Source organism: Bifidobacterium apicola (genome assembly GCF_042846865.1).
GTDB classification, from domain to species: domain Bacteria; phylum Actinomycetota; class Actinomycetes; order Actinomycetales; family Bifidobacteriaceae; genus Bombiscardovia; species Bombiscardovia apicola.
This window is the reverse complement of record NZ_BAAFQQ010000001.1, coordinates 1,600,857-1,625,951: the sequence shown is the minus strand read 5'-3', so window position 1 is coordinate 1,625,951 and position 25,095 is coordinate 1,600,857. Positions and strand designations below refer to the sequence as shown.

At 61.4% G+C, this 25,095-nt stretch carries 32 protein-coding genes and 1 tRNA gene; 2 read left to right on the top strand and 31 right to left on the bottom strand.

Features of this window, described 5'->3' with window-relative positions; all coding sequences use genetic code 11:
- Position 1: 1 nt before the first annotated feature.
- The 29 genes from ACGG9J_RS06710 to ACGG9J_RS06570 form a co-directional block, all read right to left on the bottom strand.
- On the bottom strand, positions 2-2,014 hold the full coding sequence (locus ACGG9J_RS06710) for an ABC transporter ATP-binding protein (protein WP_390134725.1): 2,013 nt from the start codon (positions 2,012-2,014) through the stop codon (positions 2-4).
- Entirely contained in the window at positions 2,007-3,812 is a 1,806-nt protein-coding gene (locus ACGG9J_RS06705; protein WP_390134723.1) for an ABC transporter ATP-binding protein, read from the bottom strand. The genes ACGG9J_RS06710 and ACGG9J_RS06705 overlap by 8 nt, the downstream gene beginning before the upstream one ends.
- Before the next feature lie 337 nt (positions 3,813-4,149).
- Positions 4,150-4,722 carry an adenylate kinase gene (locus ACGG9J_RS06700; RefSeq protein WP_390134721.1) on the bottom strand — a complete coding sequence of 191 codons (573 nt, stop codon included), beginning with the start codon at positions 4,720-4,722 and terminating at the stop codon, positions 4,150-4,152.
- A gap of 257 nt (positions 4,723-4,979) precedes the next feature.
- Positions 4,980-6,308, bottom strand: a complete 1,329-nt coding sequence (gene secY / locus ACGG9J_RS06695) for a preprotein translocase subunit SecY (protein ID WP_390134719.1) — start codon at positions 6,306-6,308, stop codon at positions 4,980-4,982.
- A 184-nt stretch (positions 6,309-6,492) separates the two neighbouring features.
- Complete coding sequence (gene rplO, locus ACGG9J_RS06690; RefSeq protein WP_390134717.1) at positions 6,493-6,957, bottom strand: 50S ribosomal protein L15; 465 nt, start codon at positions 6,955-6,957, stop codon at positions 6,493-6,495.
- Between the two features lie 2 nt (positions 6,958-6,959).
- Positions 6,960-7,145, bottom strand: coding sequence for a 50S ribosomal protein L30 (rpmD, locus tag ACGG9J_RS06685; RefSeq protein WP_110452580.1), 186 nt, complete (start codon positions 7,143-7,145; stop codon positions 6,960-6,962).
- A complete protein-coding gene (gene rpsE, locus ACGG9J_RS06680) occupies positions 7,145-7,906 on the bottom strand; it encodes a 30S ribosomal protein S5 (RefSeq protein ID WP_045924815.1) in 762 nt (253 codons plus the stop codon). The genes rpmD and rpsE overlap by 1 nt, the downstream gene beginning before the upstream one ends.
- The gene (rplR, locus tag ACGG9J_RS06675; RefSeq protein ID WP_015022343.1) at positions 7,903-8,274 is read right to left on the bottom strand and encodes a 50S ribosomal protein L18; all 372 of its coding nucleotides are present in this window, start codon (positions 8,272-8,274) and stop codon (positions 7,903-7,905) included. The genes rpsE and rplR overlap by 4 nt, the downstream gene beginning before the upstream one ends.
- A gap of 1 nt (position 8,275) precedes the next feature.
- Complete coding sequence (gene rplF / locus ACGG9J_RS06670) at positions 8,276-8,815, bottom strand: 50S ribosomal protein L6 (protein WP_015022344.1); 540 nt, start codon at positions 8,813-8,815, stop codon at positions 8,276-8,278.
- Positions 8,816-8,831: 16 nt separating this feature from the next.
- A complete protein-coding gene (rpsH, locus tag ACGG9J_RS06665; protein ID WP_024626787.1) occupies positions 8,832-9,230 on the bottom strand; it encodes a 30S ribosomal protein S8 in 399 nt (132 codons plus the stop codon).
- A gap of 80 nt (positions 9,231-9,310) precedes the next feature.
- Entirely contained in the window at positions 9,311-9,496 is a 186-nt protein-coding gene (locus ACGG9J_RS06660) for a type Z 30S ribosomal protein S14 (RefSeq protein ID WP_015022346.1), read from the bottom strand.
- Between the two features lies 1 nt (position 9,497).
- Positions 9,498-10,070, bottom strand: coding sequence for a 50S ribosomal protein L5 (rplE, locus tag ACGG9J_RS06655; RefSeq protein ID WP_024626788.1), 573 nt, complete (start codon positions 10,068-10,070; stop codon positions 9,498-9,500).
- On the bottom strand, positions 10,067-10,402 hold the full coding sequence (rplX, locus tag ACGG9J_RS06650; RefSeq protein ID WP_015022348.1) for a 50S ribosomal protein L24: 336 nt from the start codon (positions 10,400-10,402) through the stop codon (positions 10,067-10,069). Before rplX ends, rplE begins: the two co-directional genes overlap by 4 nt.
- 1 nt (position 10,403) lies before the next feature.
- Entirely contained in the window at positions 10,404-10,772 is a 369-nt protein-coding gene (rplN, locus tag ACGG9J_RS06645; protein WP_015022349.1) for a 50S ribosomal protein L14, read from the bottom strand.
- Positions 10,773-10,851: 79 nt separating this feature from the next.
- Complete coding sequence (gene rpsQ, locus ACGG9J_RS06640) at positions 10,852-11,118, bottom strand: 30S ribosomal protein S17 (protein ID WP_015022350.1); 267 nt, start codon at positions 11,116-11,118, stop codon at positions 10,852-10,854.
- Positions 11,119-11,120: 2 nt separating this feature from the next.
- On the bottom strand, positions 11,121-11,384 hold the full coding sequence (rpmC, locus tag ACGG9J_RS06635) for a 50S ribosomal protein L29 (RefSeq protein WP_390134712.1): 264 nt from the start codon (positions 11,382-11,384) through the stop codon (positions 11,121-11,123).
- Positions 11,384-11,803, bottom strand: coding sequence for a 50S ribosomal protein L16 (gene rplP, locus ACGG9J_RS06630; RefSeq protein WP_015022352.1), 420 nt, complete (start codon positions 11,801-11,803; stop codon positions 11,384-11,386). The genes rpmC and rplP overlap by 1 nt, the downstream gene beginning before the upstream one ends.
- 3 nt (positions 11,804-11,806) lie before the next feature.
- Positions 11,807-12,652 (bottom strand): 30S ribosomal protein S3, encoded by an 846-nt coding sequence (gene rpsC / locus ACGG9J_RS06625; protein WP_390134709.1) that lies wholly within the window; start codon positions 12,650-12,652, stop codon positions 11,807-11,809.
- Positions 12,652-13,011: a 50S ribosomal protein L22 gene (gene rplV, locus ACGG9J_RS06620; protein WP_015022354.1), complete on the bottom strand. Its 360-nt coding sequence runs from the start codon at positions 13,009-13,011 to the stop codon at positions 12,652-12,654. The genes rpsC and rplV overlap by 1 nt, the downstream gene beginning before the upstream one ends.
- Positions 13,012-13,032: 21 nt before the next feature.
- Positions 13,033-13,311: a 30S ribosomal protein S19 gene (gene rpsS, locus ACGG9J_RS06615; RefSeq protein ID WP_015022355.1), complete on the bottom strand. Its 279-nt coding sequence runs from the start codon at positions 13,309-13,311 to the stop codon at positions 13,033-13,035.
- Between the two features lie 15 nt (positions 13,312-13,326).
- Positions 13,327-14,157 (bottom strand): 50S ribosomal protein L2, encoded by an 831-nt coding sequence (gene rplB / locus ACGG9J_RS06610; protein WP_015022356.1) that lies wholly within the window; start codon positions 14,155-14,157, stop codon positions 13,327-13,329.
- A gap of 35 nt (positions 14,158-14,192) precedes the next feature.
- Complete coding sequence (gene rplW / locus ACGG9J_RS06605) at positions 14,193-14,495, bottom strand: 50S ribosomal protein L23 (RefSeq protein WP_015022357.1); 303 nt, start codon at positions 14,493-14,495, stop codon at positions 14,193-14,195.
- Positions 14,496-14,500: 5 nt separating this feature from the next.
- A complete protein-coding gene (gene rplD / locus ACGG9J_RS06600) occupies positions 14,501-15,175 on the bottom strand; it encodes a 50S ribosomal protein L4 (protein WP_390134705.1) in 675 nt (224 codons plus the stop codon).
- A gap of 4 nt (positions 15,176-15,179) precedes the next feature.
- On the bottom strand, positions 15,180-15,833 hold the full coding sequence (rplC, locus tag ACGG9J_RS06595) for a 50S ribosomal protein L3 (RefSeq protein ID WP_015022359.1): 654 nt from the start codon (positions 15,831-15,833) through the stop codon (positions 15,180-15,182).
- Between the two features lie 16 nt (positions 15,834-15,849).
- Positions 15,850-16,158, bottom strand: coding sequence for a 30S ribosomal protein S10 (gene rpsJ / locus ACGG9J_RS06590; RefSeq protein ID WP_006295278.1), 309 nt, complete (start codon positions 16,156-16,158; stop codon positions 15,850-15,852).
- A gap of 287 nt (positions 16,159-16,445) precedes the next feature.
- Positions 16,446-19,229: a bifunctional acetaldehyde-CoA/alcohol dehydrogenase gene (gene adhE / locus ACGG9J_RS06585; protein WP_390134702.1), complete on the bottom strand. Its 2,784-nt coding sequence runs from the start codon at positions 19,227-19,229 to the stop codon at positions 16,446-16,448.
- Between the two features lie 288 nt (positions 19,230-19,517).
- Complete coding sequence (rpsI, locus tag ACGG9J_RS06580) at positions 19,518-20,009, bottom strand: 30S ribosomal protein S9 (RefSeq protein ID WP_015022361.1); 492 nt, start codon at positions 20,007-20,009, stop codon at positions 19,518-19,520.
- 20 nt (positions 20,010-20,029) lie between these two features.
- Positions 20,030-20,479: a 50S ribosomal protein L13 gene (rplM, locus tag ACGG9J_RS06575; RefSeq protein ID WP_390134699.1), complete on the bottom strand. Its 450-nt coding sequence runs from the start codon at positions 20,477-20,479 to the stop codon at positions 20,030-20,032.
- A gap of 203 nt (positions 20,480-20,682) precedes the next feature.
- A complete protein-coding gene (locus ACGG9J_RS06570; RefSeq protein WP_390134697.1) occupies positions 20,683-21,315 on the bottom strand; it encodes an AbrB family transcriptional regulator in 633 nt (210 codons plus the stop codon).
- Positions 21,316-21,423: 108 nt separating this feature from the next.
- Here ACGG9J_RS06570 and ACGG9J_RS06565 point away from each other — a divergent pair, with 108 nt between their 5' ends.
- A complete protein-coding gene (locus ACGG9J_RS06565; protein WP_390134695.1) occupies positions 21,424-22,086 on the top strand; it encodes an IMPACT family protein in 663 nt (220 codons plus the stop codon).
- Positions 22,087-22,313: 227 nt separating this feature from the next.
- On the opposite strand, the gene ACGG9J_RS06560 is transcribed toward ACGG9J_RS06565, so the two are convergent.
- Positions 22,314-22,403 (bottom strand) — tRNA-Ser (locus ACGG9J_RS06560).
- A gap of 228 nt (positions 22,404-22,631) precedes the next feature.
- On the opposite strand from ACGG9J_RS06560, the gene dinB reads away from it, so the two are divergent.
- Positions 22,632-23,903: a DNA polymerase IV gene (dinB, locus tag ACGG9J_RS06555; protein ID WP_390134693.1), complete on the top strand. Its 1,272-nt coding sequence runs from the start codon at positions 22,632-22,634 to the stop codon at positions 23,901-23,903.
- Here dinB and dapC read toward each other — a convergent pair.
- Positions 23,887-25,053 (bottom strand): succinyldiaminopimelate transaminase, encoded by a 1,167-nt coding sequence (gene dapC / locus ACGG9J_RS06550; RefSeq protein WP_390134691.1) that lies wholly within the window; start codon positions 25,051-25,053, stop codon positions 23,887-23,889. The genes dinB and dapC overlap by 17 nt on opposite strands.
- Positions 25,054-25,095: the final 42 nt, after the last annotated feature.

Below are 25,095 nucleotides of genomic sequence, written 5' to 3'. Positions count from 1 at the left end.
CCTACTCCAGTTCCAGGGCTCCGGTGTAAAGCTGATAGTACTCGCCATGCTTGGCTATCAGCTCATCGTGGTTGCCGCGCTCGATGATCCGCCCATGGTCCAGGACCATGATCACATCGGAATTGCGGACCGTGGAGAGCCGGTGGGCGATGACGAAGACCGTCCGGCCCCGCATCAGTGCGTCCATGCCCTGCTGGACCACCTCCTCGGTCCTGGTGTCGATCGAGGAAGTCGCTTCGTCCAGGATCATGGCCGGGGGATCCGCCACGGCAGCCCTGGCAATGGAAATCAGCTGGCGCTGGCCCTGGGAGAGTCCGCTTCCATCCCCCTCAAGAACGGTCTGATAGCCCTGTGGAAGCATCCGGATGAAGCTGTCGGCGTTGGTCATCCTGGCTGCTTCGATGCACTCCTCGTCCGTGGCATCCAAGCGCCCGTAGCGGATGTTGTCGAGGACTGTTCCTGTGAAGAGGTTGACATCCTGAAGGACAATGCCCAGGGAGCGGCGGAGGTCAGGCTTGCGGATGTTCCTCACATCGATCCCGTCATAAAGGATCTGCCCCTGCTGGATGTCGTAGAAGCGATTGATCAGATTGGTGATCGTGGTCTTGCCGGCACCAGTGGCGCCGACCAGCGCCACTTTCTGCCCGGGCTTGGCGTACCAAGTGATGTCGTGCAGAACAGGCTTGCTCGGGTCATACCCGAAGCTGACGTCGGTGAATCGCACATCCCCCTGGAGGAGGGTGTATCGCCCATCAGGAGAGGTGATGGCCTGATCCTTGGCCTTCAGGGCTACATCGCGGGCATCGCCGGGAAGCTTCATGGCGGCCTCCAACGAGCGCCTGCCATCGTCATCGGCCTCACGCTTCCAGGCCCAGTGCCCTGTTTCATGGTCGACGGGCGTCATGGTCCGGCCGTCCGACGCCAGTTCGACGCTGACCAATCTGACCGTGCCCTGGTCGGACTCGGCAGGCTGGTCCATCAGGTCGAAGATCCGGGAGGCGCCGGCCAGAGCCATCATGACCATGTTGAACTGCATGGAGACCTGGCCGATGGGGTTGATGAAGGAGCGGGAGAGGGTCAGAAGGGAAACGATGGTTCCCAGGGTAAGCGGCCCTGCCCCGGTCAGCCCTACGTTGCCCATGCCCGCGATGCCGGCCAGCCCGCCGACGATGGCCAGGATGACATAGAGCAGGTAGCCCATGTTGCCCACGACCGGCATGGTGACGTTGCCATAGGTGTTGGCCTGGGCCGAGGCCTGGAAAAGCTCTTCATTCCGTGCCTCGAAGACCTTGGCGGTGGCACCCTCGTGGTTGAAGACCTTGATGACCTTCTGTCCGTTGACAGCCTCTTCCACGAAGGCGTTCACCTGGCCCAGATAGCGCTGCTGGTGAACGAAGTACCGGCCGCTTCGGGTGACCAGGACCCGGACCACCACAATCAGGACGGCCGCGAAGACCAGCGTCAGGACAGTGAAGGGGATGGAGAGCCAGAGCATGGAGATCAGGGCTGCCAGGGCGGACAGGACCGAGGAGACCATCTGCGGGAAGGACTGGGAGATGGCCTGACGAAGGGTATCCGTGTCGTTGGTATAGCGGCTCATGGTGTCGCCGTGCTCATGGGTGTCGAAGAAGCCGATGGGCAGCTCCTGCTGGTGGGCGAACATCTGGTCGCGGATGGTCTTCAGGGTGCCCTGCTCCACCTTGACGATGAGCCAGTTCCAGAACCAGGAGCAGAAAGTCCCCACCACATAGAGGCACCCCATCAGGATCAGGGTCCTCATCAACGGTCCCCAGTCAGGGTCGGCGGCTCCGACCAAGGGCAGGATGTAGTGGTCTATCAGCGGCTGGAGGAAGAAGGCCGATGCCGCCTGGGCTCCGGCGCTGATGATGATGCAGACCACGATCACCGCCAGCTGCCAGCGGTAGGCCAGCAAATAGCTCAGGATGCGACGGGTCGTTCCCGGCGCGGCCTTGTCCAGGCGGGGCTTGCGGTTTTTGAATGATCCGTCACTCATGGTCCTTGTCCTCCTCGCTCTGGTTCCTGGTCTGTGATTCGTAGATGGATCGGTACTCCTTACATGTTCGCAGAAGCTCCTGGTGGGTGCCCTGGTCGAGAATCCTCCCCTCCTCCAGGACCACGATCAGGTCGGCGTCCTCCACAGAGGCCAGACGCTGGGAGATGATGATCTTGGTGGTCTCGGGAATCTCCTGACTGAAGGCGCGGCGGATCAGCTGGTCGGTCTTGGTGTCCACGGCGCTGGTCGAGTCATCCAGAATCAGAATGTCGGGCTTCTTCAGAAGGGCCCGCGCTATGCACAGGCGCTGCCGCTGGCCGCCAGAAAGGTTGGTGCCGCCCTCGTCCAGGTAGGTCTGATAGCCATCTGGAAACTCCCGTACAAAACCGTCGGCCTGGGCCAGGGTGCAGGCGCGCACCAGATCTTCGTCCGAAGCCTCAGGATTGCCCCAACGCAGGTTCTCGGCAATGGTCCCGGTGAAGAGGACATTCTTCTGGAGCACCATGGCCACCTGGTCGCGCAAGACAGTCAGATCGTATTGGCGCACATCCACCCCGCCCACCTGGAGGGACCCCTCGGTCACGTCGTAGAGACGAGGAATGAGCTGGACCAGGCTGGACTTGGAGGAGCCGGTCCCGCCCACGATGCCCAGGGTAGAGCCCGAGGGAACGTCCAGATTGACATGGCTCAGAACGGGACGTTCGGACCGGTCCGAGTAATGGAAAGTCACATCCTGGAAGCTGATGGAGCCGTCGGCCACCTTCATGACCGGCTTGGCGGGATCATGCACGGTGCTGACCTCGTTCAGCACCTGGCAGATGCGCTCCGCCGATGCCTGGGAGATGACGACCATGACCACGATCATAGAGACCATGTTCATGGCCATCATGATCTGGATGGCATAGGTGACCAGGGCGGTCAGGTCGCCTGTGGTCAGCCCTAGGGCGGCATTGTTTCCGGATGCCACAATCTGGGAGGCGCCCATCCAGGATATGACCAGCAGAGAGGCGTAGATGCAGAAGTTCAACAGCGCCGGGTTCAGGCTCATGATCCGCTCGGCCTTGCAGAAGGCCCGGTAGATGGCCAACGAAATACCACCGAATTTACGCTCCTCGTAGTCCTCCCGATTGTAGGACTTGACCACCCTGATGCCCTGAAGGTTCTCGTCCACCACGTTGTTGAGGTGATCGTAGGTGTGGAAGACCCGCTCGAAGATAGGGTGAACCAGCAGGGACAGACCAATCAGGCCGAAGCCCAGGATGGGGATGGCGATCAGGAAGACCAGGGATATGGGCCTGGAGATCTTATAAGAAAAGAGCCAAGCCACGATGACCATGATCGGCGCCCTGACCCCGACCCTGATGACCATCTGATAGGCGTTCTGCAGGTTGGTCACATCGGTGGTCAGCCTGGTGATGATGGATCCGGTGGAGAAGCGGTCGATGTTGGTGAAGCTGAAGGACTGCACCTTGGCGAAAAGATCGCTACGGACATTCTTGGCAAGCCCGGAAGAGGCAATGGCCGCATACTTTCCGGACATGAACCCTGAGAACAGAGAGACAGCCGAGCAGGCCAGCAGTATCAATCCGAACTTGAAGATGGCCGGCATGGACCGCCCCGAGACCCCCTGGTCGATCAAAGAAGCCATGATGGTCGGAATCACAATCTCAAGGACGCTCTCAAGAAAGACGAAGGCCGGAGCCAGAAAACTGGCCTTCCGGTATTCGCGCAGGGAGCGCAGAATGGTTCGGATGGTGTGCTTCGGACGAGCTGGTTCCTGTTTATCCGATCTGACCACGGATGCCGTAGACCCCTTCAAATGGACCTCTTCTGTTTCTGTACTGATTTCTCTATCTTTTACGGCCAATCACCGACATGCAATACCCTCGAAAGAGGGTATGAATGCACCTAGGCTATCATCCTGTCCGCCGGAGTTGGGCGGATGCGCGGGGATTTCCGCCCTCCACAAAAAGAAGCTGTCACGCCCCTTGGGGTCATGCAGCTTCTATGCTTCAGGCAGTCTTATCAGCGAGCCTTACCAGCATGTTTCGAACAAGGCATTCTTAGTCTTGCTCATTGTCTGGCATCGGTTGTGATTGAGCCAGCGGCAGGCCTCTCGACTGACAGGCTGTGAATCAGCGCTTGTCCAGCTGCGCGATGATCTCCTTGGATATCTGGTCGACCTCGCCCTGACCATCCACTGCGACAAGAAGGCCACGTGACTTATAAGTGTTCAGCAGGGGGGCAGTCTCCTTGGCATAGATATCCAGACGCTTGGCAATGGCCGCGGGGGTATCGTCTGCCCGCCCCTCTTCCTTGGCTCGTTTGGCGATGCGCTGCATGAGCACTTCATGGTCGGCATCCAGCGCCACCACAGCCGTCAGCGGAGTGCCGAGCTCCTGGAGCATCTTGTCCAGCGCCTCGACCTGGGAGGCCGAACGGGGGTAGCCGTCCAGAATCCAGCCCTGGGCGGCGTCATCCATGCCAAGACGATCCTTGACGATCTTGTTGGTCAGCTCGTCTGGCACCAGCTCACCCTTGTCCGTGTAGGCCTTGGCCTGCCTGCCCAGTTCGGTTCCGTTTTTCAGGTTGTAACGAAAGATGTCGCCGGTGGAGATGGCCGGAATCTCGTAATGCTTGCTGAGCAAGGCCGCCTGCGTGCCCTTGCCAACACCTTGAGGTCCCATGATCAACAGTCGCTGTGCCATTCCCTATCCTTTGCTCGATGTTCTGTGTTCTATGCTCTTGATTCTCCAGCCCCGGACGATCCTAGCTGTCTTAGCCGCGTAGAACCCTCATTTACTTATGCTAGCGGGTGCCTGACCCAATGCAGGTTCCACTCACTAAACCCATGCAAACCGTCTTCCCAGCGCAAAAGAATCCGGCCCCATGCCACCAAGGGCCAGGGCCGGACCTTCATCAGTTTTAGCCTGATAACACTCGCCGGCATTTGGGCGAAAGGCCGTCAGCCTTCCTTGTGATCGCCCTCCAACAGGAAGCCGGTGTACTGGAACTGCTCGGTCTGCGCCCTTGCCTGGCGTAGGGTATCCAGGCCGACGCCAGCGATAATCAGGATGGTGGTTCCTCCGAAGGGCAGTTTGGAATTGATCTTCAGCAGCATGATCAGCACCGTGGGAATCAGAGCTACAAAGAGCAGGTAGATGGCGCCCACGGTGTTCAGCCGGTTCATTACGTAGGAAAGGTACCGGCTGGTGGCACGCCCCGCCCTGATGCCTGGAATGAAGCCGCCGTACTCCTTCATGTTGTCGGCCGTCTCATCAGGGTTGAAGGTGATCGAAGTGTAGAAGAAGCAGAAGAAGACAATCATGACCGAGTAGAGCACGATGTACCAGACCGAGGTCGTGTTGGCCATGTTCTCGTTGATCCACTTGACCCAGCTCTGATCGGGCTTGCCGAACTGAGCGATAAGGGTAGGAATGGCCAGAATGGAGGAGGCGAAGATGGGGGGAATCACGCCTGACATATTGATCTTGAGCGGCAGATAAGTGGAGGAACCGCCGTACATCTTGCGGCCGATCATTCTACGGGTGTACTGGACGGGAATGCGGCGCTGAGCCAGCTCCACGTAGTCAACCAGAATCAGAATGACCACCAGGACGGTCACGACAATGCCGAATTTGACCCAATCGCCGTTCTTGCCGTTGGTCCCCCAGCCGATGTTCCAGAGCTGGGGCAGGAAGCCGGAGCAGATGGAGATGAAGATCAGGACGGACATGCCGTTGCCGATGCCCTTGTCGGTGATGAGCTCGGCCATCCACATAATCAGACCGGTGCCGCCGGTCATGATCAGGACCATGACCACCAGATTCCAAACAGAGCTGTCAGGGATGACCTGCTGCTGGCATGCCCCGTTGAAGAGCGCGCCATTGCGGGCCGTGACCAGAATAGTCGTGGACTGCAGCACGGCCAGGCCGATGGTCAGATACCTGGTGTACTCGGTCAGCTTGGCTTCGCCGGACTGACCCTCCTTGTGCAAAGCCTCGAAGCGAGGAATGACCACTCGTAGCAGCTGCACCACGATCGAGGCGGTGATGTAGGGCATGATGCCCAGTGCGAAGATGGACAGCTGCAGCAGGGCTCCGCCTGAGAACAGGTTGACCAAGCCTATAAAGTCCTCATTGCCGGCCGTGGTGATGCACTTCTGCACGGAAGGATAATCCACGCCTGGGGTAGGTATGAACGACCCGATGCGATAGATGATGATGATGCCAAGAACGAAGAGGATTTTCTTCCTCAGCTCCTTGGTCTTGAAGGCCTGGATTAACGTCCTCACCTAAGTTCCCTCCCTACGCGCCCGCGCGTTGGTCCCGGTGCATCGCACCTTCTTGCTCCGACCAGCTTAACTGATGGTTCCGTCAAATCCTGACGGCACCCGGGCCGGAAACGAATTCCGGCCCCGCCCGCTTGGAGCGGGGAGGGCCGGAATCATCTGCCTTGCGGTCTGTCCCCTGTGAGTATCAGTCCTCGGAGACGGACCCGCCTGCGGCTTCTATCTTGCTTTTTGCCGAGGCCGAGGCCTTGACGCCCTTGAGGGTGAAAGCAGCCTTGACGTCGCCGTCACCCAGGATCTTGACGGGATGACCCTTGCGGACCGCTCCCTTGTCGACCAAATCCTCGACGGTAACCTCGCCGCCCTGGGGGAAGAGCCCTTCCAGAGCGCCCAGGTTGACCACCTGGTACTCCTTCTTGAAGGGGCTCCTGAACCCGCGCAGCTTGGGCAGCCTCATGTACAGAGGCAGCTGGCCGCCTTCAAAGCCCGGACGGACCTGGTAGCGGGCCTTGGTGCCCTTGGTGCCGCGACCGGAGGTCTTGCCCTTGGACCCTTCGCCACGACCCACACGGATGCGGTCGCGCTTGGCGCCCGGAGCCGGACGCAGGTCATGCATCTGCAGGATGGTTGGCTCTTGCTTGTCGCTGGCCATAATCAGTCTGCCTCCTCTACGTTCACCAAGTGGCGGACCTTGTCGGCCATCCCCCGGTAGACGGGGGTGTCCTCACGCAGGACGGTCTGGCCGATTTTGTGAAGGCCCAGAGACCTGACGTTCTCCTTCTGGCGCTCGGTGGCATGAGCCACGCCCTTGACCAGGGTGATCTTGATCTGCTTGGTCATCACTCACCTGCCTTCGACTGCTCGTCAGCCTTGGCCTTGGCCTCTTCGCGCTCCTTGCGCTCGTCGGCGATGCCTGCTGCACGTGCGCGCAGGAGGGAGTCAGGAGCGACCTCCTCCAGAGGCAGACCGCGGCGTGCCGCGATCTCCTCGGGCTCCTCCAGTTGCTTGAGAGCAGCCACAGTGGCCCGCACCATGTTGACGGCCGTGGCCGACCCCATGGACTTGCTCAGAATGTCGGTGATGCCAGCGCACTCCAGAACGGCGCGGACCGGACCGCCGGCGATAACGCCAGTGCCTGGTGCTGCAGGCCGCAGGAGAACAGTGCCCGCCGCATCGTGGCCGATCACCGGATGGGTGACGGTGCCGCGGATACGGGGAACAGTGAACATGTGCTTCTTGGCATCCAGCTGACCCTTGGAGATGGCTGCGGGAACCTCGCGGGACTTGCCATAGCCAACGCCCACGGTGCCCTTGCCGTCGCCCACGACTACCAGAGCCGCGAAGCTGAAGGTACGGCCTCCCTTGTGGACCTTGGACACACGGTTGATGGTCACGACCCTATCGAGCATGTCGTCGCGGTCATCGCGATCGCGGCGGCCACGACGACCATCCCTGCGGCCGTCACGGGAACCGCCACGACGACCGCCGCGGCGATCATCGTTCCGATCGTTCCGGTCCCTTCTGCCACCCTGGCTGGACTGAGCGTTTGTGGAATCTTCAGTCACCTGGGTTGTTTCCTTTGTCGTTTCGTTGTCGCTCACAGTGCCAAACCTCCCTCACGGGCGCCTTCCGCAACCGCTGCGACCCTTCCGTGGTACTTGTTGCCACCACGGTCGAAGACCACGGTGGTGATGCCGGCCTTCTTGGCCTTGGCCGCGATCTGCTCGCCCACCTTGCGGGCGGCCTCGGTCTTGGTACCCTTGAAGGAGCCGTAGTCCGAAGCCATGGTCGACTCGCTGACCAGGGTGACGCCCCTGGTGTCGTCGACGATCTGGGCGATCATATTGCGGTTGGTCCGAGTGACCACCAGACGGGGACGCTCTGCCGTGCCGGAGACGTGCTTGCGCAGACGGGCATGGCGGCGCAGACGGGCGATCTTCTTGCCTTTGCCTAGTATCGAGACCGTCATATCACTTACCAGCCTTTCCAGCCTTGCGCAGGATGTGCTCATCGGCGTACTTGATGCCCTTGCCCTTGTAAGGCTCGGGAGCACGCAGGGCGCGGATGTTGGCCGCAGCCTGGCCGACAGCCTGCTTGTCGATGCCGGAGACGACCACCTCGTTGGCATTCGGCGTCTCGAAGGTGATGCCCTCCGGAGGGTCAACAGTGATGGTGTGCGAGTAACCCAGCGAGAACTCCAGGGACTTGCCCTTGGCGACCACGCGGTAGCCGGTGCCGACGATCTGCAGGTGCTTGCTGTAGCCCTTGGAGACGCCTTCGACCATGGAAGCCACGATGGAGCGGCTCAGTCCGTGCTTCGCCTTGGTGGTGCGGTCCTCGTCGGCGGGGGTCATGATGATCTCATTGCCCTCGACCTTGCCGGTAATGCCCTCGGGCAGCGTGTACCCGTCTGAGCCCTTGGGACCCTTGGCAGTGAATTCCTGGCCCTTGAAGGCCACCTCCACACCTGCCGGAACGGCGATGGGGAGCTTACCAATATGCGATGCCATGTTCAGCTCTCCTTTCTCACCATACGTAGGCGACGATTTCGCCGCCGATGCCCCTGTCGAGGCATTCCTTTTGGGTCATCAGTCCCGAGCTTGTCGAGATGATGGCGATTCCCAGCCCGCCCAGGGGCATGGGCAGGGAATCCGACTTGGCGTAGCGGCGCAGACCGGGCTTGGAGACGCGCTTGATGCCCTGAATGGACTGGCGTCCATCGGGACCGTACTTGAGCGTGATCTCCAGATCCTGCCCGACGCGCGCCTCCTTGGCGCGATAATCGGCGATGAAGCCTTCGCGCTTCAGAATCTGCGCGATGTTCGCCTTGAACTTGGAGTACGGCATGTCGACTGTTTCATGCTTGGCCGCACTCGCATTACGCAGACGTGTCAGCATGTCTGCGATGGGATCTGTCATTGTCATGTGGGCTTATGCCCTTCCTCGCCGTGGTTTCCGCCGCCGGGCAGCAATCTGCCCTGACCGCGGACCTTCAGCGTCGATCTTTACCAACTGGACTTCGTCACACCCGGCAGCTCGCCGCGATGGGCCTTCTCGCGAAGGCAGATGCGGCACAGGCCGAACTTGCGATAGACGGAATGAGGACGACCGCAGACCTGGCAGCGCGTGTAGCCACGCACCTTGAACTTCGGCTTGCGTGCCGCCTTGTTTCTCAGAGCGGTTTTTGCCATATCAGTTCTCCTTGAAGGGGAAGCCCAGCTGCTTGAGCAGCGCCCGGGCCTCCTGATCGTTCTTGGTGGAGGTCACCACGGTGATATCCATACCACGCTGGTGATCGATCTGATCAGGATCGATCTCGTGGAACATGGACTGCTCCGTGAGACCGAAGTTGTAGTTGCCCTGGCCGTCGAACTGACGGTCGCTGATGCCGCGGAAGTCGCGGATGCGGGGCAGAGCCAGGGTCAGCAGTCGATCCAGGAACTCCCACATGCGCACGCCGCGCAGGGTGGCGAAGGCGCCGATGGCCTGCCCCTCACGCAGGTGGAACTGCGCCACGGACTTCTTGGCCTTGGTGATCTTGGGCTTCTGGCCGGTGATGGCCGTCAGGTCCTTGACCGCGCCCTCGATCAGCTTGGAGTCGCGTGCCGCGGCCCCCACGCCCATGGAGACCACAACCTTCTCGATCCTGGGCACCTGCATGGGGTTGGAGAACTTGAACTCCTTCTCCAGCTCGGGCACGATGCTCTCGCGGTACTGCTGCAGCAAACGAGGGACTGCCGGTGCTTCAACGGTGGTATCGCTCATGACAGCTCCTTGCCTGACTTCTTGGCGAAGCGGGTGCGCACGACCTTGACCTTGCCGTCACGCGCCTCCTCCTTGATGTTCACGCCGATGCGAGTCGGCTTCTTGGTCTCCGGGTCGATGACCATCACGTTGGAGCGATGGATGGGCGCCTCGGTCGGGACGATGCCCGACTCCTGACCCTGCTGGGTGGCCCGCACATGCTTCTTGACGATCTGAATACCCTCGACGATCAGACGGTCATTGGGCAGAATCCGCAGAACCTTGCCCTCCTTGCCGCGATCCTTGCCGCGGATGACCTTGACCTGGTCGCCTGTCTTGATCTTGGCTACCACTTCAGATCACCTCCGGTGCCAGGGACACGATCTTCATGAAGCGCTTGTCGCGCAGCTCACGACCGACCGGTCCGAAGATACGAGTGCCGCGGGGTTCACGACCGGTGCCGAGGATGACCGCCGCGTTCTCGTCGAACTTGATGTAGGAGCCGTCATGACGACGATGCTCCTTGACCGTACGGACGACGACCGCCTTGACGACCTCGCCCTTCTTGACCGACCCGCCGGGAATGGCATCCTTGACGGTGGCGACGATCACATCGCCAATGCCGGCATAGCGTCGCTTCGACCCGCCGAGCACGCGGATGGCCAGGATCTCCTTGGCACCCGTGTTGTCGGCGACCTGAAGCCGCGATTCCTGCTGAATCATTGATTCTCCTTAGCCGCGCTGGTTCTCCGCAGACACCCCACGCCGGGGCGGGATGAAATGCGGAGCCTGGCCGAACTTGTTACTTGGCGCGCTCGACGATGGAGTCGAGACGCCAGCGCTTGGTCTTGCTCAGAGGACGGGTCTCCATGATACTCACGAAGTCGCCCACATGGGCCTCGTTCTTCTCATCATGGGCCTTGACCTTGCGGTTGCTGCGGACGACCTTGCCGTACAGGGGGTGGGTCGAACGCTGCTCCAGCTCTACGGTGATGGTCTTGTCCATCTTGTCGGACACGACATAGCCGCTGCGAACCTTGCGGAAGTTGCGCTCCTGCTTGTCAGCCATGCTTACTTCTCCTCAGCTTTGCTGTCGGCCTTTGCTTCGGCGGGCTCCTGGCTGATGCCCAGCTCGCGCTCACGCAGGACGGTGTACATCCTGGCGATGTCGTGCTTGACGGCCTTGAGGCGGGAGGTGTTCTCCAGCTGACCGGTGGCCGACTGGAAGCGCAGGTTGAACAGCTCTTCCTTGGACTTCTTCAGGAAATCCTCGATCTCCGCATTGGTCTTTTCATTCAGATTCTTGATGGAATACTCGGCTGTTCCGACTGACATCAGATGTCACCGCCTTCACGTGCAATAATCCGGCACTTCATGGGAAGCTTGTCAGTAGCGCGGCGAAGGGCCTCGCGGGCCACATCCTCGCTCACGCCGCCGATCTCGAAGAGCACCCGGCCGGGACGGACGTTGGCCACCCAGAACTCAGGCGCACCCTTGCCGGAACCCATTCGGGACCCCAGGGCATGCTTGGTCAGGGGGCGGTCAGGGAAGACCGTGATCCAGACGCGGCCACCACGCTTGATGTACCGGGTCATGGCGATACGGGCCGCCTCGATCTGCCGGTTGGTTAGGTAGGCCGGAGCCAGGGCCTGGATGCCATAATCGCCGAAAGCGATCTCGTTGCCGCCCTTGGACATGCCGGAACGACCCGGACGATGCTGCTTGCGGTATTTAGTCCTCTTTGGGATAAGCACGGCTCACTCCTTTGCTTCGGTTGCGACGGGGGCCGAGGCGGTTTGCTCCTGAGCCGCCGTCGGCGGCACGGCCACACCGCTGTTCTGCTTGGCTGCATCCTGCTCGCGGCGGGTGCGTCCCTCAGAGGGACGGACGCCACGACGTGGACGACGATCGCCGCGCCGACCGGGACGGTTGTTCTGCTGAGCCTGCTGCTCCTCGAACTGACGTTCGGTCATATCGCCCTTGTAGATCCAGACCTTGACGCCAATGCGACCGTAGGTGGTCCTGGCCTCGAAGAAGCCGTAGTCGATCAGGGCGCGCAGAGTCTGCAGGGGCACACGGCCCTCCCGGTAGAACTCCGAACGGCTCATTTCGGCTCCGCCCAAGCGGCCGGACAGCTTGATCCTGATGCCCTTGGCACCGGCCCGCATGGCATCCTGCTGAGCCTTGCGCATGGCACGGCGGAAGGTGACGCGGTTGGTCAGCTGCTCGGCAATGCCCTGAGCCACCAGCTGGGCATCGATGGAGGCGTTCTTGACCTCGAAGATGTTCAGCTGGACCTGCTTGCCGGTGATCTTCTCCAGCTTGGCACGCACGCGCTCGGCCTCGGCCCCCCGACGGCCGATGACGATGCCCGGCCGGGCGGTGTGGATGTCGACGCGCACACGATCTCGAGTCCGCTCGATGACGATCTTGGAGACGCCTGCGCGCTCCAGGTCCTTATTCATCTCCTTGCGGATCTTGTCGTCCTCAAGCACGAAGTCGCTGTAGCGCTCCCCCGCCTTGTTGGAGTCGGAGTACCACTTGCTGCGGTGCTCCTCGGTGATGCCGAGTCGGTACCCAAACGGGTTGATCTTCTGCCCCATTATCGGGCTCCTTCCTTGTCGGCCACCACGACAGTGATGTGGCTGGTCCGCTTGTTGATGCGGGCCGCACGACCCTGGGCGCGGGCGCGGAACCGCTTCAGGGTGGTTCCCTCGTCCACATAGGTCTCACGAACCACCAGCTCGTTCTCGCGGAAGGGCTGGTTGGCCTTGTCCGCCTTGACACGGGCGTTGGCGATGGCGCTCTCCAGGCACTTGCGGACCGGAACGGCCGCGTCCTGGGGAGCAAATTTCAGAATGGTCACGGCCTCGGTCGCCTGCTTGCCTCGGATGAGGTCGACGACGCGGCGAGCCTTGCGAGGCGTCACGCGAACGTGACGTGCAATTGCCTTAGCTTCCATGTGTCTCTACTCTCCCTCGCCTCAGCGGCGTGCTTTCTTGTCGTCCTTCACGTGACCCCTGAAGGTCCGGGTGGGGGCGAACTCGCCGAGCTTGTGGCCGACCATGGCCTCGGTGACGAAGACCGGGACATGCTTGCGGCCATCGTGCACAGCGAAAGTGTGCCCGATGAAGTCCGGGGTGATCATGGAACGACGGGACCAGGTCTTGATGACGTTCTTGGTGCCCTTCTCGTTCTGCTCGTCGACTTTCTTCTGCAAGTGGGCGTCGACGAATGGGCCCTTCTTGATGCTACGAGTCATCTTTCCGACACTCCCTTACTTGCGGTTCTTACCATTTGGACGACGACGCACGATCATCTTGTTGGAGGCCTTCTTGGGCCTGCGGGTGCGGACCTCGCCCTTGCCCCAGGGAGACACTGGCGGCTTGCCGCCACGAGTACGTCCGCCATGCGGGTGGTCGACCGGGTTCATGGATTCACCACGGGTGATGGGCCTGCGTCCCATCCAGCGGGCACGTCCTGCCTTGCCAAGCTGGACGTTGGCGTGGTCGTTGTTGCCGACCTCGCCCACCGTTGCGCGGCAGCGTGAGTCGACGTTGCGAATCTCGCCGGAGGGCATACGCAGCTGAGCGTAAGCCCCGTCCTTGGCCACCAGCTGGACGGCAGCACCGGCTGAACGGGCGATCTTGGCTCCGCCCAAGGGCCGCAGCTCGATGGCGTGGACGATGGTACCGGTGGGGATGTTGCGTAGAGGCAGGTTGTTGCCGGGCTTGATGTCGGCCTGGGGACCGGTCTCAATGACATCGCCCTGCTTGATGCCCTGCGGCGCGATGATGTAGCGCTTCTCGCCATCTGCAAAGTGCAGAAGGGCAATGCGGGCCGAGCGGTTGGGATCGTATTCGATCTCAGCCACCTTGGCGGGCACGCCGTCCTTGTCCCAACGACGGAAGTCGATGAGGCGGTACTGGCGCTTGTGTCCGCCGCCGCGGTGGCGGCTGGTGACGCGACCATAGGAGTTGCGTCCGCCGGTCTTGCTCAGCTTGCGAACCAGCGACTTCTCGGGCTTGGAGCGCGTGATTTCGGCGAAGTCCGAAACCGAGGCGTTGCGACGGCCCGCGGTCGTCGGCTTGTATGTACGGATAGCCATAATCTAGTTCTTCCTTAACTTTTCTCGGCTAGCCTTCAGTTGTTCGTACCGAAGACATCGATCGACTGGCCCTCGGCCACCTTGACGATGGCGCGTTTCTCTGCGGCGCGACGACCCCAGCCCGTACGGGTCCGGGTCCGCTTGCCCTGCCGATTGAGGGTGTTGACCGATGTGACCTTCACATTGAAGATCTGCTCGATGGCCTGCTTGATGGCGACCTTGTTGGCATCAGGGTCCACCACAAATGTGTACTGGCCGCGGTCCGAGTTGGCGTAGCTCTTCTCGGAGACGACCGGACGCAGAATAATATCGTGCGCTGGCTTGTGAATAGCTGCCATGAAAATCAGGCCTCCTTGACGATCTCGGACTTGGCGCCGCCCTTGACAGCCAGGAAGGCATCGAAGCCATCCTTGCTGAAGACAACATCCTCGGCCGTGACCACATCGTAGGTGTTGAGCTGATCGGCGAAGAGGACATGCACGGTGGGCAGGTTCCTGACGGAGAGCCACTCGTTGATGTTCTCACGGGACAGCACGACGGTGGTGAATCTGTTGTCGACCAGGGGCAGCAGGGCTGCCTTGGCGGCCTTGGTGGACGGGGTCTCGCCAATGCCGAAGTCGACCACGTGCACGCGTCCGGCGTTGACCCGGTCGGACAGGACGTAGCGCAGTGCTGCGGCCTTCATCTTCTTGGGGGTGCGCTGTGAGTAGTCGCGCGGCTGCGGGCCGTGGACAATAGCGCCACCGGCCCACTGGGGAGCGCGGATGGAGCCCTGACGAGCACGACCGGTGCCCTTCTGCTTCCAAGGCTTGCGGCCGCCGCCGGAGACGGTGGACCGGGTCTTGACCGAGTGTGTGCCCTGGCGGGCCGCAGCCAGCTGGGCCACGACCACCTGGTGGATCAGCGGCACATGGGCGCGGACATCCTCCTCGGCGATGCCGAAGATCTGCTCGGGTGCATCCACGGTCCCTGTGTTCTTGCCCTGGGCGTCGGTGATGTTCAGAGTCAACTTAGCCATGGTTTCAGGCTCCCTTCACTGCCGAACGAACCAGGACGATGGCGCCGCGGGGCCCGGGCAGGGCACCCTTGATGGCGATGACGCCCTTCTCGGCATCTGCGGAGACGATGGTCAGGTTCTGGACGGTCGAGGTGTCATGACCCATACGGCCGGCCATCCGCTTGCCCTTGAGGATGCGGCTGGGCGTGGCGCAGGCGCCCACTGAACCGGGACGGCGCTCGTTCTTGTGCGAGCCGTGGGTGCGGCGGTAGGACTTGAAGCCCCAGCGCTTGATGGTGCCGGCAAAGCCCTTGCCCTTGGTGGTGCCAGTCACGTCAACCTCGCTGCCCTCAGGCAGCAGGTCCAGACCTAGCTCCTGGCCGGGCTGGTAGCTGTCGGCATCGGCGGTGCGAACCTCAACCAGGTGGCGACGCGGGGTCACTCCAGCCTTGGCGAAGTGACCTGCCAGCGGCTTGGTCACCTTGGTGGGATCGATCTGCCCGTAGCCGATCTGGATGGCCTGGTAGCCGTCCTTCTCCTGGTTTTTGACCGCGGTCACCACGTTGGTGGACACGTCCACCAGGGTCACCGGGACGAAGAAGCCGTTCTCGTCCCAGACCTGGGACATGCCCAGCTTGCGGCCCAGGAGAGCCTTGCGGTTCCTCTGCTCTTCAGCCATGCGGTTTCCTCCTCCCCTACAGCTTGATCTCAATGTTGACGTCCGCCGGCAGATCGATGTGCATCAGCGAATCCACAGCCTTGGGCGTGGGATCCACGATGTCGATCAAGCGCTTGTGGGTGCGCATCTCGAAATGCTCGCGGGAGTCCTTGTACTTATGAGGAGAACGGATGACGACATACACGTTCTTCTCAGTCGGCAACGGAACGGGGCCAACCACAGTTGCGCCCGCGTTCGTCACCGTCTCGACGATCTTCTTCGCCGATTGGTCGATGACCTCATGGTCATAGGACTTTAGCCTGATGCGGATTTTCTGTCCCGCCATTGCCGTCCGCCCTTTCTAGCGATCTATGAACTGATTACCCAGTCTGTTTCGAGGGCACGGAACGACGGCCGCAAGGAGACAATCCTCCCGACAGGCCTCAGCCGGATCCATGCGCAGCCGTGGAGAATCCCGTGGGGATAGGACTCCTCGCTGCACCCGCTATTGTGATTGACAAAATGCGAGCCCAAAACAGGCAACTTCCTTATTAAAGCACGAGGGTTCCCCTAGAAGAATCCGGGCGTGTCGCGCCGCTTTCAGGGGGAACCCTCGACTCAATTATGGCCCCATCAGGCCCGCCGTGAGGCCTCCTGGGCCACGTCCTCGCCCTGGCGGGCGACCCTCATCCGGTGCCCCTCCTCCTGGCTGACCCCGTAGTAGGCGGCCACGGCAATGTCTTTCATGTCCTCAATCAGCGGAATGCGGGGGTTGGCGGGCGTGCACTGGTCCTCATAGGCGCGCATGCCGATCTGATCCAAGGATTCCCAGTAGAGGTCCTCGTCCACTCCGGCAGCCTGGAAGGAAGCATCCATGCCCAGACGCTCGTCCCTGTAGGATTCCACAGCACGTGCCAGGAGCTCCACACCCTCCTCGGGAGTATCGGATTCAATGCCCAGCACATGGGCCAACTGCCTATAGCGCTCCGGAGCCACATACTCGCTGTACTTGGGCCAGCTGGTCGGCTCGTCCGGGATCCGTCCGTTGTATCGGATCACATAGGGCAAGAGTATGGAGTTGGCCCGCCCATGGGCCACATGGCAGAGGGCTCCAATGGTATGCGCCATGCCGTGGCACATGCCCAGGAAGGCCGACCCGAAGGCCATGCCTGCCATGGTCGCCGCATTGTGCATCTTCTCCTGGGCGCGTACCTTGGCCTCCCCGCCGGCAGTGCCCACGGCTGGCTCCAGGTTGTCCCAGATCAGCTTGGCTGCGTGCAGGGCCATGGCGTCGGTGTAGTCATTGGCATAGACCGAGACGAAGGCCTCCATGCAGTGGGTCAGGGCATCGAAGCCCGAGTCACAGGCCAGCCTCTTGGGTTGGGTTCGGGCCAGAACCGGATCCACGATGGCCACGCTGGGGGTCAGGGCATAGTCGGTAATGGGATACTTGTATCCGGTCTTATGGTCGGTGATGACCGCGAACGGGGTGACCTCCGAACCTGTGCCCGAAGAGGTGGGAATGCAGACCAGCCTGGCCTTGGTGCCCAGGGGCGGAATCTTGAAGGCCCGCTTGCGGATGTCAAAGAACTTCTCCCGAACATCGGCAAAGGAGATCTCCGGGTGCTCATAGAGCAACCACATGATCTTGGCTGCGTCCATGGGGCTGCCGCCGCCTACAGCGATGATGGTGTCGGGGGCGAACTCATCACGCATCATGGCTGCACCGCGCTCCACCGTCTCAACGCTGGGCTCCGGCTCTACATAGTCGATGATGCGGAAGGTGACCGGCTCGGACCGAGACCGCAGCTGATCGATGATCTTGTCGACGATCCCCAGCTGCTCCATGACCTTGTCGCAGACGATGACGGCACGGCGGATGCCGAACATGTCACGCAGGTAGCGGATGGAGTTGGGCTCGAAGTAGGTCTTGGCCGGCACCTTGAACCACTGCATGTTATTGTTCCTCCGCGCGATCCGCTTGATGTTGATCAGATTGACCGCCTGAACGTTGCCCGAGACCGAATTGCCCCCGTAGGAACCACAGCCCAAGGTCAGGGAAGGGGCGATGGCATTGTAGATGTCGCCGATGCCGCCCAAGGAGCTGGGCTGGTTCCAGACGATCCGGCAGGCGTGCATGCGCTGGCCGTATTCGCGCACCAGCCTCTCGTCATCGGTGTGGATGGCTGCCGTGTGCCCGGCACCGTAGCGCAGCATCTGCTCACAGAGGGTGAAGCCCTCCTCCTTGTTGCGAGCCTTGAGCACAGCCTGCACCGGAGCCAGCTTCTCCAGGGTCAGGGGTTCCATGGGGCCGACCTGGTCACATTGGGCTGCCAGGATGGTCGCATCCTCAGGTATCTCGAAGCCGGCCTGACGGGCGATGAACTGTGGGGACTTGCCCGGAACCTCGGAGTTGAGCCTGGGAGCGGGAGCATCGGCACCGGCATGGGCCTGCACGCCAAACATGTACTCCTCCAGCTTGGCCTTCTCCTCAGGGTTGACGAAGTAAGCCTTGCGCCGCTTCATCTCCTCGATCACCCGGTCATGCACATCCTGATGGGCGATGATGGCCTGCTCTGTGGCGCAGATCATGCCGTAGTCGAAATGCTTGGACAGGATCAGGTCGTTGACGGCCCGGGGAACATTGACTCTGCGGTCCACATAGGCCGGGGCATTGCCGGCTCCTACACCCAGGGCCGGTTTGCCCGAGGAGTAGGCGGCCTTGACCATGCCGGTGCCGCCTGTGGCCAGAATGGTGGCCACGCCTGGGTGCTGCATCAGGGCGCCGGTGGCCTCGACTGAGGGATGCTCGATCCACTGGATGCAATCCTGCGGAGCGCCTGCCTCGATGGCTGCGTCGCGGACGATCCTGGCCGCCTCCACCGAGCATCGCTGGGCATAGGGGTGGAATCCGAAGACGATGGGACAGCGGGTCTTCAGGGCCAGCAGCGACTTGAAGATGGCAGTCGAAGTGGGGTTCGTCACCGGAGTTACGCCGGCCACTACACCCACCGGCTCGGCCACCTCGATGATGCCGTCCACGTCGTTCTCGCTGATGATGCCTACAGTGCGCTGCCTGGCCAGATAGTTGGTGACATGCTCGCAGGCGAAGATGTTCTTAGTGGCCTTGTCTTCCACCAGGCCGCGTCCGGTCTCTTCCACGGCCATCTGCGCCAGTGACAGGTGCTTGTTCAGGGCCGCGATCGAAGCCTTGGCCACGATCCGATCGACCTGCTCCTGGTCGAGCTCTTCAAAGGCGCGTAAAGCCGCCTGCGCTCGGACGACCAGGGCATCAACCTCCATGCGCGCCGCCTCACCGCTGTCGGCCCGGCCATCCTCCCTGCCAGCTGCCAACTTCTTGATTTGATGCTCATGCTTCTGCTTCTGCGTTCCAGCCAAGATATTGGCCCTCCTCATGTTCAGCGGATTCCAATGAGGGCCCAAAGACGGTCTCAGACCGTGCCAGTCCACAAAGGACATCCGTCATAACGTGACGAAAGTCACAATATAGACCAGAGGGGGCACCATTGAGCTCCAGGATGAGTGAACGTTCGCTTGCCGCGTGTCGTGTGGGATTTCGTGGTTTTTCTGGTCATTTTGCACACTCCAACGTGCGCTTTGCCGTTCGATTCGAATCAGGGCCGTCAAGGCATGAAAAAATCCCCAAGGTCCATGAGAACCTCGGGGATATGGAAACCGCGAATGTCAGCGCTTGGAGAACTGCGGAGCGCGACGGGCCTTGTGCAGACCGGCCTTCTTGCGCTCCACCACGCGGGCGTCACGGGTCAGGAATCCGGCCTTCTTCAGGGCAGGACGGTTGGCGTCCCGGTCGATGGCGTTCAGAGCGCGTGCAACGCCCAGACGGACTGCGCCGGCCTGGCCGGTCACGCCGCCGCCCTCGACGCGCACAACCACGTCGAACTTGTTCTCGAGCTTGAGCAGCACGATAGGCGAGTTGACCTCGCGCTGGTGCAACTTGCTGGGGAAGTACTCCTCCAGGGTGTGTCCGTTGATGCTCCACTTGCCAGAGCCCGGAATCAGACGAACGCGGGCGACTGCCTCCTTGCGGCGGCCGGTGCCGTAGCCCGGCTCAATGGCGGAGGTGCCGGTGCCTGCACCGGCGTTGGTCTCGGAAGTGTAGGAAGCGCTGGTCTCCTCGGCCTCAAGGACCGCGGAGCTGTTGTTGTTGTCAGCCATGATGATTATCTCCTCTGGTCCTACTTGGCCTGCTGGGCGACCTGATGGATCTTGTACTCAATGGGCTGCTGCGAGGTGTGAGGATGCTCCTCGCCTGCGAAGACCCGCAGCCTGGTCAGCTGGACCTTGGCCAGCTTGTTCTTGGGCAGCATGCCCTTGACCGCCGTCATGATGATGCGCTCCGGGTTGTGCTCCATCAACTGTCCATAGGAGTCGCGACGCAGACCGCCGGGACGGCCGGAGTGGGTATAGAGCACCTTGTCGCTCTTGTTGCCCGTCAGCACCACCTTGGACGCGTTGATGACGATGACGTTGTTGCCGGAGTCGGCGTAGGGCGCATAGGTGGGCTTGTTCTTGCCGCGCAGCAGATCGGCCACCTGGGCTGCCAGACGTCCCAGCACCACACCGGAGGCGTCGACGATATACCAGTCATGTGTCAGATCGGCTGGTTTCGGGGTGAAAGTCTTCACGATTCAACCTTTTCCTTGCATTGTGTTTCAGGCTCTCCGACACCGCATGCTGCCATGCTGGCCGAAAGCCATGTATTCCGTGGGCTCCCTGAAAGTCCTAGACGGCGAGTGGGAAAAGCGCTTTGAGGACCCCTTAGGGAAACACAACAATCCATTATTGTAACGCCTGAGTGCCGTTCGTCAAAATTCGCGTCGGCCTAGCCTCAGCGGGAGGCGGCTGCCCGTGCCACCTGCCCGTCCGGGTCCTTGCGCAGGGCCGCAAGGGCAGCCTGCCCGGTGTTGGGATTCAGAGCCACGGCCCTGCGCACCATGGCGGCCAGCACATGGGGTGCATCCTGCTCGTCACGAGTGCCCAAAGCCGCCAGAAAGTCCAGGGTATCGGCATCGGTGCGCTCGTCCTGTGCCCCCTCCAGACGCATCTTCCAAGAGGTCATGGGGTTGGTCAACGCAGCAGCCCTGACACCGGCGTCCTCGTCCTTGGTGAGCAGACCGGCCAGCCAGTTCTTGTCGTCCTTGTTGGCAGCCACCGCCCGGCGGACCTCCGGGCTGGAATCCTGTGAGAGCTTGACCAGAATGTTGGGGAAAGGCATGGTCTGTGCCAGATAGACCCTGTCCTCCACCGGCGTATGCTCATTGCCGGCCACGGCTTCCAGCAGTGCCGTAAAACGGGAGAAGGCGGCCTGATCGGATCTGTCAGGCAGGGGGCTGCGTGCGAATTCGTGCAGCTCAGCCGTATCAGTGGAGTGCCTGAGCCTTTCATAGAAAACGGTCAGGGCCTCGTGGGGCTTGCCGGCTGGCGGGGATTCGGGTTCCGGTTGGTCCTGGGGATTGGTCATGCGGCCAGCTTAGGTCGCCTCCCTGATATCAGACTCCGCCCTGGATCCCCTCTAACATGGAGATAAGGCAGGCATTGAGGAAACGATGGGTATAGGAGGCAAGCCGATTTGCTCACCATATTGGATACGCCCCAAGAACCGGCCACAGGCTCTCTGACTGAGCGAAAGTCGGAGTTCATCGGCCAGGCCTGCCATGTGGAGGGCCAAGAGGCAGCCATGGCCTTCGTCCAAGAGGTCCGCATGCAGAACCCCAAGGCCCGGCACGTCTGCTACTGCGCGATCTGGGGCCCGGAGGGCCGCACCAGCGAACGTATGAGCGATGACGGAGAGCCCTCCGGGACGGCCGGCAAGCCCATACTTGAGGTCATGCGTCGGCATGGGCTGACTGACTGCGTTCTGACGGTGACCCGATACTTCGGGGGAATTCTTCTAGGATCAGGTGGATTGATCCGGGCCTATTCCTCAACAGCTTCCCTGGCGCTCAAAGCGGCAAGGTCCGCACGGGTGCTCCCGACCCAGCGATTCACGATCACCGTGGACTATCCAGAGTACGATCCCCTGCGCCGTCTGATCCGCAACTCTGGAGGGCAGGTGGAGACCGAGGAATTCACTGATCGGGTCCGGCTGACTTACGACTTGGGACCCACAGCTGTGCCGGTCTTTCATGGTCGGCTGGACGACCTTCTGCAGGGCCGGGCCCAGCCTAGTGCACTGGGCGAAGGCCGCAGGCTGATTCCCCTGTCGAAAGACCAGGCTTCGCCTGCCTCATGATCGCCCGGACGGTCCGTGCAACCAAACTCGGCTGCGGCTTTCCCTGTCATACAGATGCCTGCCAGACACCGTCGGTCTACCGCCACGCGGACTGGCATTTCCCAGACCTGAGCTTCGCAAAGAAAAAATATGGAAATAAACGCCCTTGGCAACGACTCTGCTAGTGATGAATCCCTTAACAATGGATAAGGCCGATGATCGTCCAGAATCAGCGATCATCGGCCATCTGGCGGAGACGAGGAGATTCGAACTCCTGGACCGCTTGCGCAGTCAACACCTTAGCAGGGTGCCCCTTTCGGCCACTCAGGCACGTCTCCATGCCGGCTCCCGAACCGGAGACTTGGTCCCAAAGTTTCGAGAACAAAACAATAGAATACCATGATTGACTGATCTGACTCGCCGGAGCAGGCGGACCCAATGAATCGGAGAACAGACCTGTTTCATTTTCTTGGATAAAAACCAGAAAAAATGATTCTTTCCCCAGAATTGAATTTTGAGAATAATGTATTACACATTCCTCCGGGGTCGCCTTATATCATAGAGCTATGAGTACAGCGCCAAGGCTTGCAGCCGCCAAGAAAGACTGGGGGCATGACGAGACCGGCTGCACAGTGCTGCACATTGACATGGACGCCTTCTACGCCTCCTGCGAAGTCGCCCGCCACCCGCAACTGCAGGGCCGACCGGTCATCATCGGCACTGGACGTCGTGCAGTGGTCTCCGCGGCCAGCTATGAAGCCAGGGCTTTCGGCATCAATTCGGCCATGCCCCTGGCACGCGCCAGGCGACTGTGCCCTCAAGGGATCTTCCTCCCGGTTGACATGACCTATTACCGGAACATCTCACGACGGATATTTGATACGGTTTTCTCACAGATCACCGATCAGATCGAGCAAGTCTCGGTGGATGAATGCTACATGGATGTGTCAGGGGCGCTCATACGCTGGGGCAAGCCCACAGCCATAGCCCGGTGGATCCGAGCCAGCGTGGCCCGTCAGTTCCACGTCACCTGCTCAGTAGGCATCGCTACCAACAAGTTGGTGGCCAAAATGGCCTCGACCAACGCCAAGCCCGACGGAATGCTGTTGATCCCCAAGGCCAGGCAGGCCGAGTTCGTCCAGCTGATGCCTCTGCGCGGCATTCCCGGCATCGGCCCCGCCCTGGAGAAGCGGCTCAACGACTGGGCCATCAAGGATGTGGCTGATCTGGCTAGCATGAGCGAGCGCGACCTGACTCGGGCCACAGGCTCGAGCCTTACAGCCAGGAAGCTGGCACAGGCCTCCCACGGGCTGGACGACGATCCGGTCCAGCCACGAGCACCTGAGAAATCCCTGGGCGCAGAACGTACCTTCCTGCACGACACCACCAGCATGAAGCAGGTCTGCGACCTCCTGCGCGTCTGCAGCAACGAGGTGGCCACCGGACTGCGAGCGCATGACCTGGTCGCCCGGACCATCACCGTCAAACTGCGCTTTGATGACCTGCGCTATATGACCAAGGCCCATACCTTGGAAACACCGGTCAACTCAGCCAATCGAATCTATCCGCAGGCGGTCGGACTGCTCAAGGCCATGTTGGGGCTGCCCGAGGGCGCGCCCATGGACACCCCCCTGCCCCGGCTGATCCGCTTAGCCGGTGTCAGCGCATCCGGTCTGAGCCGGGTGGAGGATACCCCAATCCAGCCATCCTTGGATGACATCATGCGCGAGAGCAAACGTCACACCGGCAGCGAGGCCCAGCGCCTGGATCAGGCAGAGGCCACCATGGACTCCATCAGGAGCCGCTACGGCAAGGATTCAGTCAGCATGGGTCTTTAGGGCCGGTACGCAAACGCTCCAGGGCCAGCTCCAGCTGCTCGTCAGATATGGTGGATGAGAATCGCAAACGGCGACCATCCCCGTAGAACTCCCCAGGACTGGCCAGGATCCCCATACGGGACAGGTCAGCCATATCCGCCCAGCAGTCACCCGAACGGGCTTGCGTCCAGACATAAAGGCCTCCTTGGGGCATGACGGCCTCATACCCGTAAGCCCTCAGAGCTTGAGCCAAGGCTCGCAGGCGACGGGCGTAGACCTCCCGCTGGGCCAGCACGGCCTCTCCATCGTCCAGAGCGGCCCGCATGGCCCGCTGCACCGGACCTGGCACAATCAGTCCCACCTGTTTGCGGTAGGCGGTCATGGCCTCCACCAGATGAGCGTCTCCGGCCACGAGGGCTGCCCTATAGCCGGCCATGTTGGACTGCTTGCTCAGCGAGTACAAGCAAAGTATCCCGCTGGCATCGCCACCACAGACTTGAGGCTCCAGGATGCAGGGCGAGGCCGGGAACGGCGCATTCTGCCCGGCTTGGGCGGGTCTTGACCAATCCAGCATGGCATAGCACTCGTCACTCAGGACCATAGCCCCTATCGAACGGGCCGCCCGCACGATCTTAGCCAACCCGGCTCGGTCTATGACCTGCCCACTGGGGTTGCCTGGCGAATTGACCCATATTGCTCGCACGCCGGGCAGATCCACCCATGAATCCGTATCAGTCGGATCATCCACGGTCGTCACCTGGGCCCCGGCCAGCTGGGTTCCGATGGCATAGGTGGGATAGGACACCGCTGGTTGCACCACCCGGTCCCCCGGGCCCAGATGCAGGAGGGAGGCCATGAGCGCCACCGCCTCCTTGGACCCTACTGTGGGCACCAGGTCCGCACCCAGAGCATCAAGATCGACCCCACGGCAACGACGGAACCAATCGGCGGCAGCCTGCCGAAGGAGACCATCGCCGGTAGTTTTCGGATAACCTCGGGCCTGGCCATCATCCGCAGCCGCCGCCAAGGCCTCCCGGACCGATCTGGGCACCGGATCCACCGGCGAACCCACCGAAAGGTCGACCAGACCGCCGAGGCACTGCTCAGCACGCCGCCGATAGGGGTCAACTCTTGACCAGTCATAGGGGGATTCGAAAGAGTGAAAACCCATGGCCCGCCTTTCTTTTATGAATAAGCCGCGGTGGGATGATTC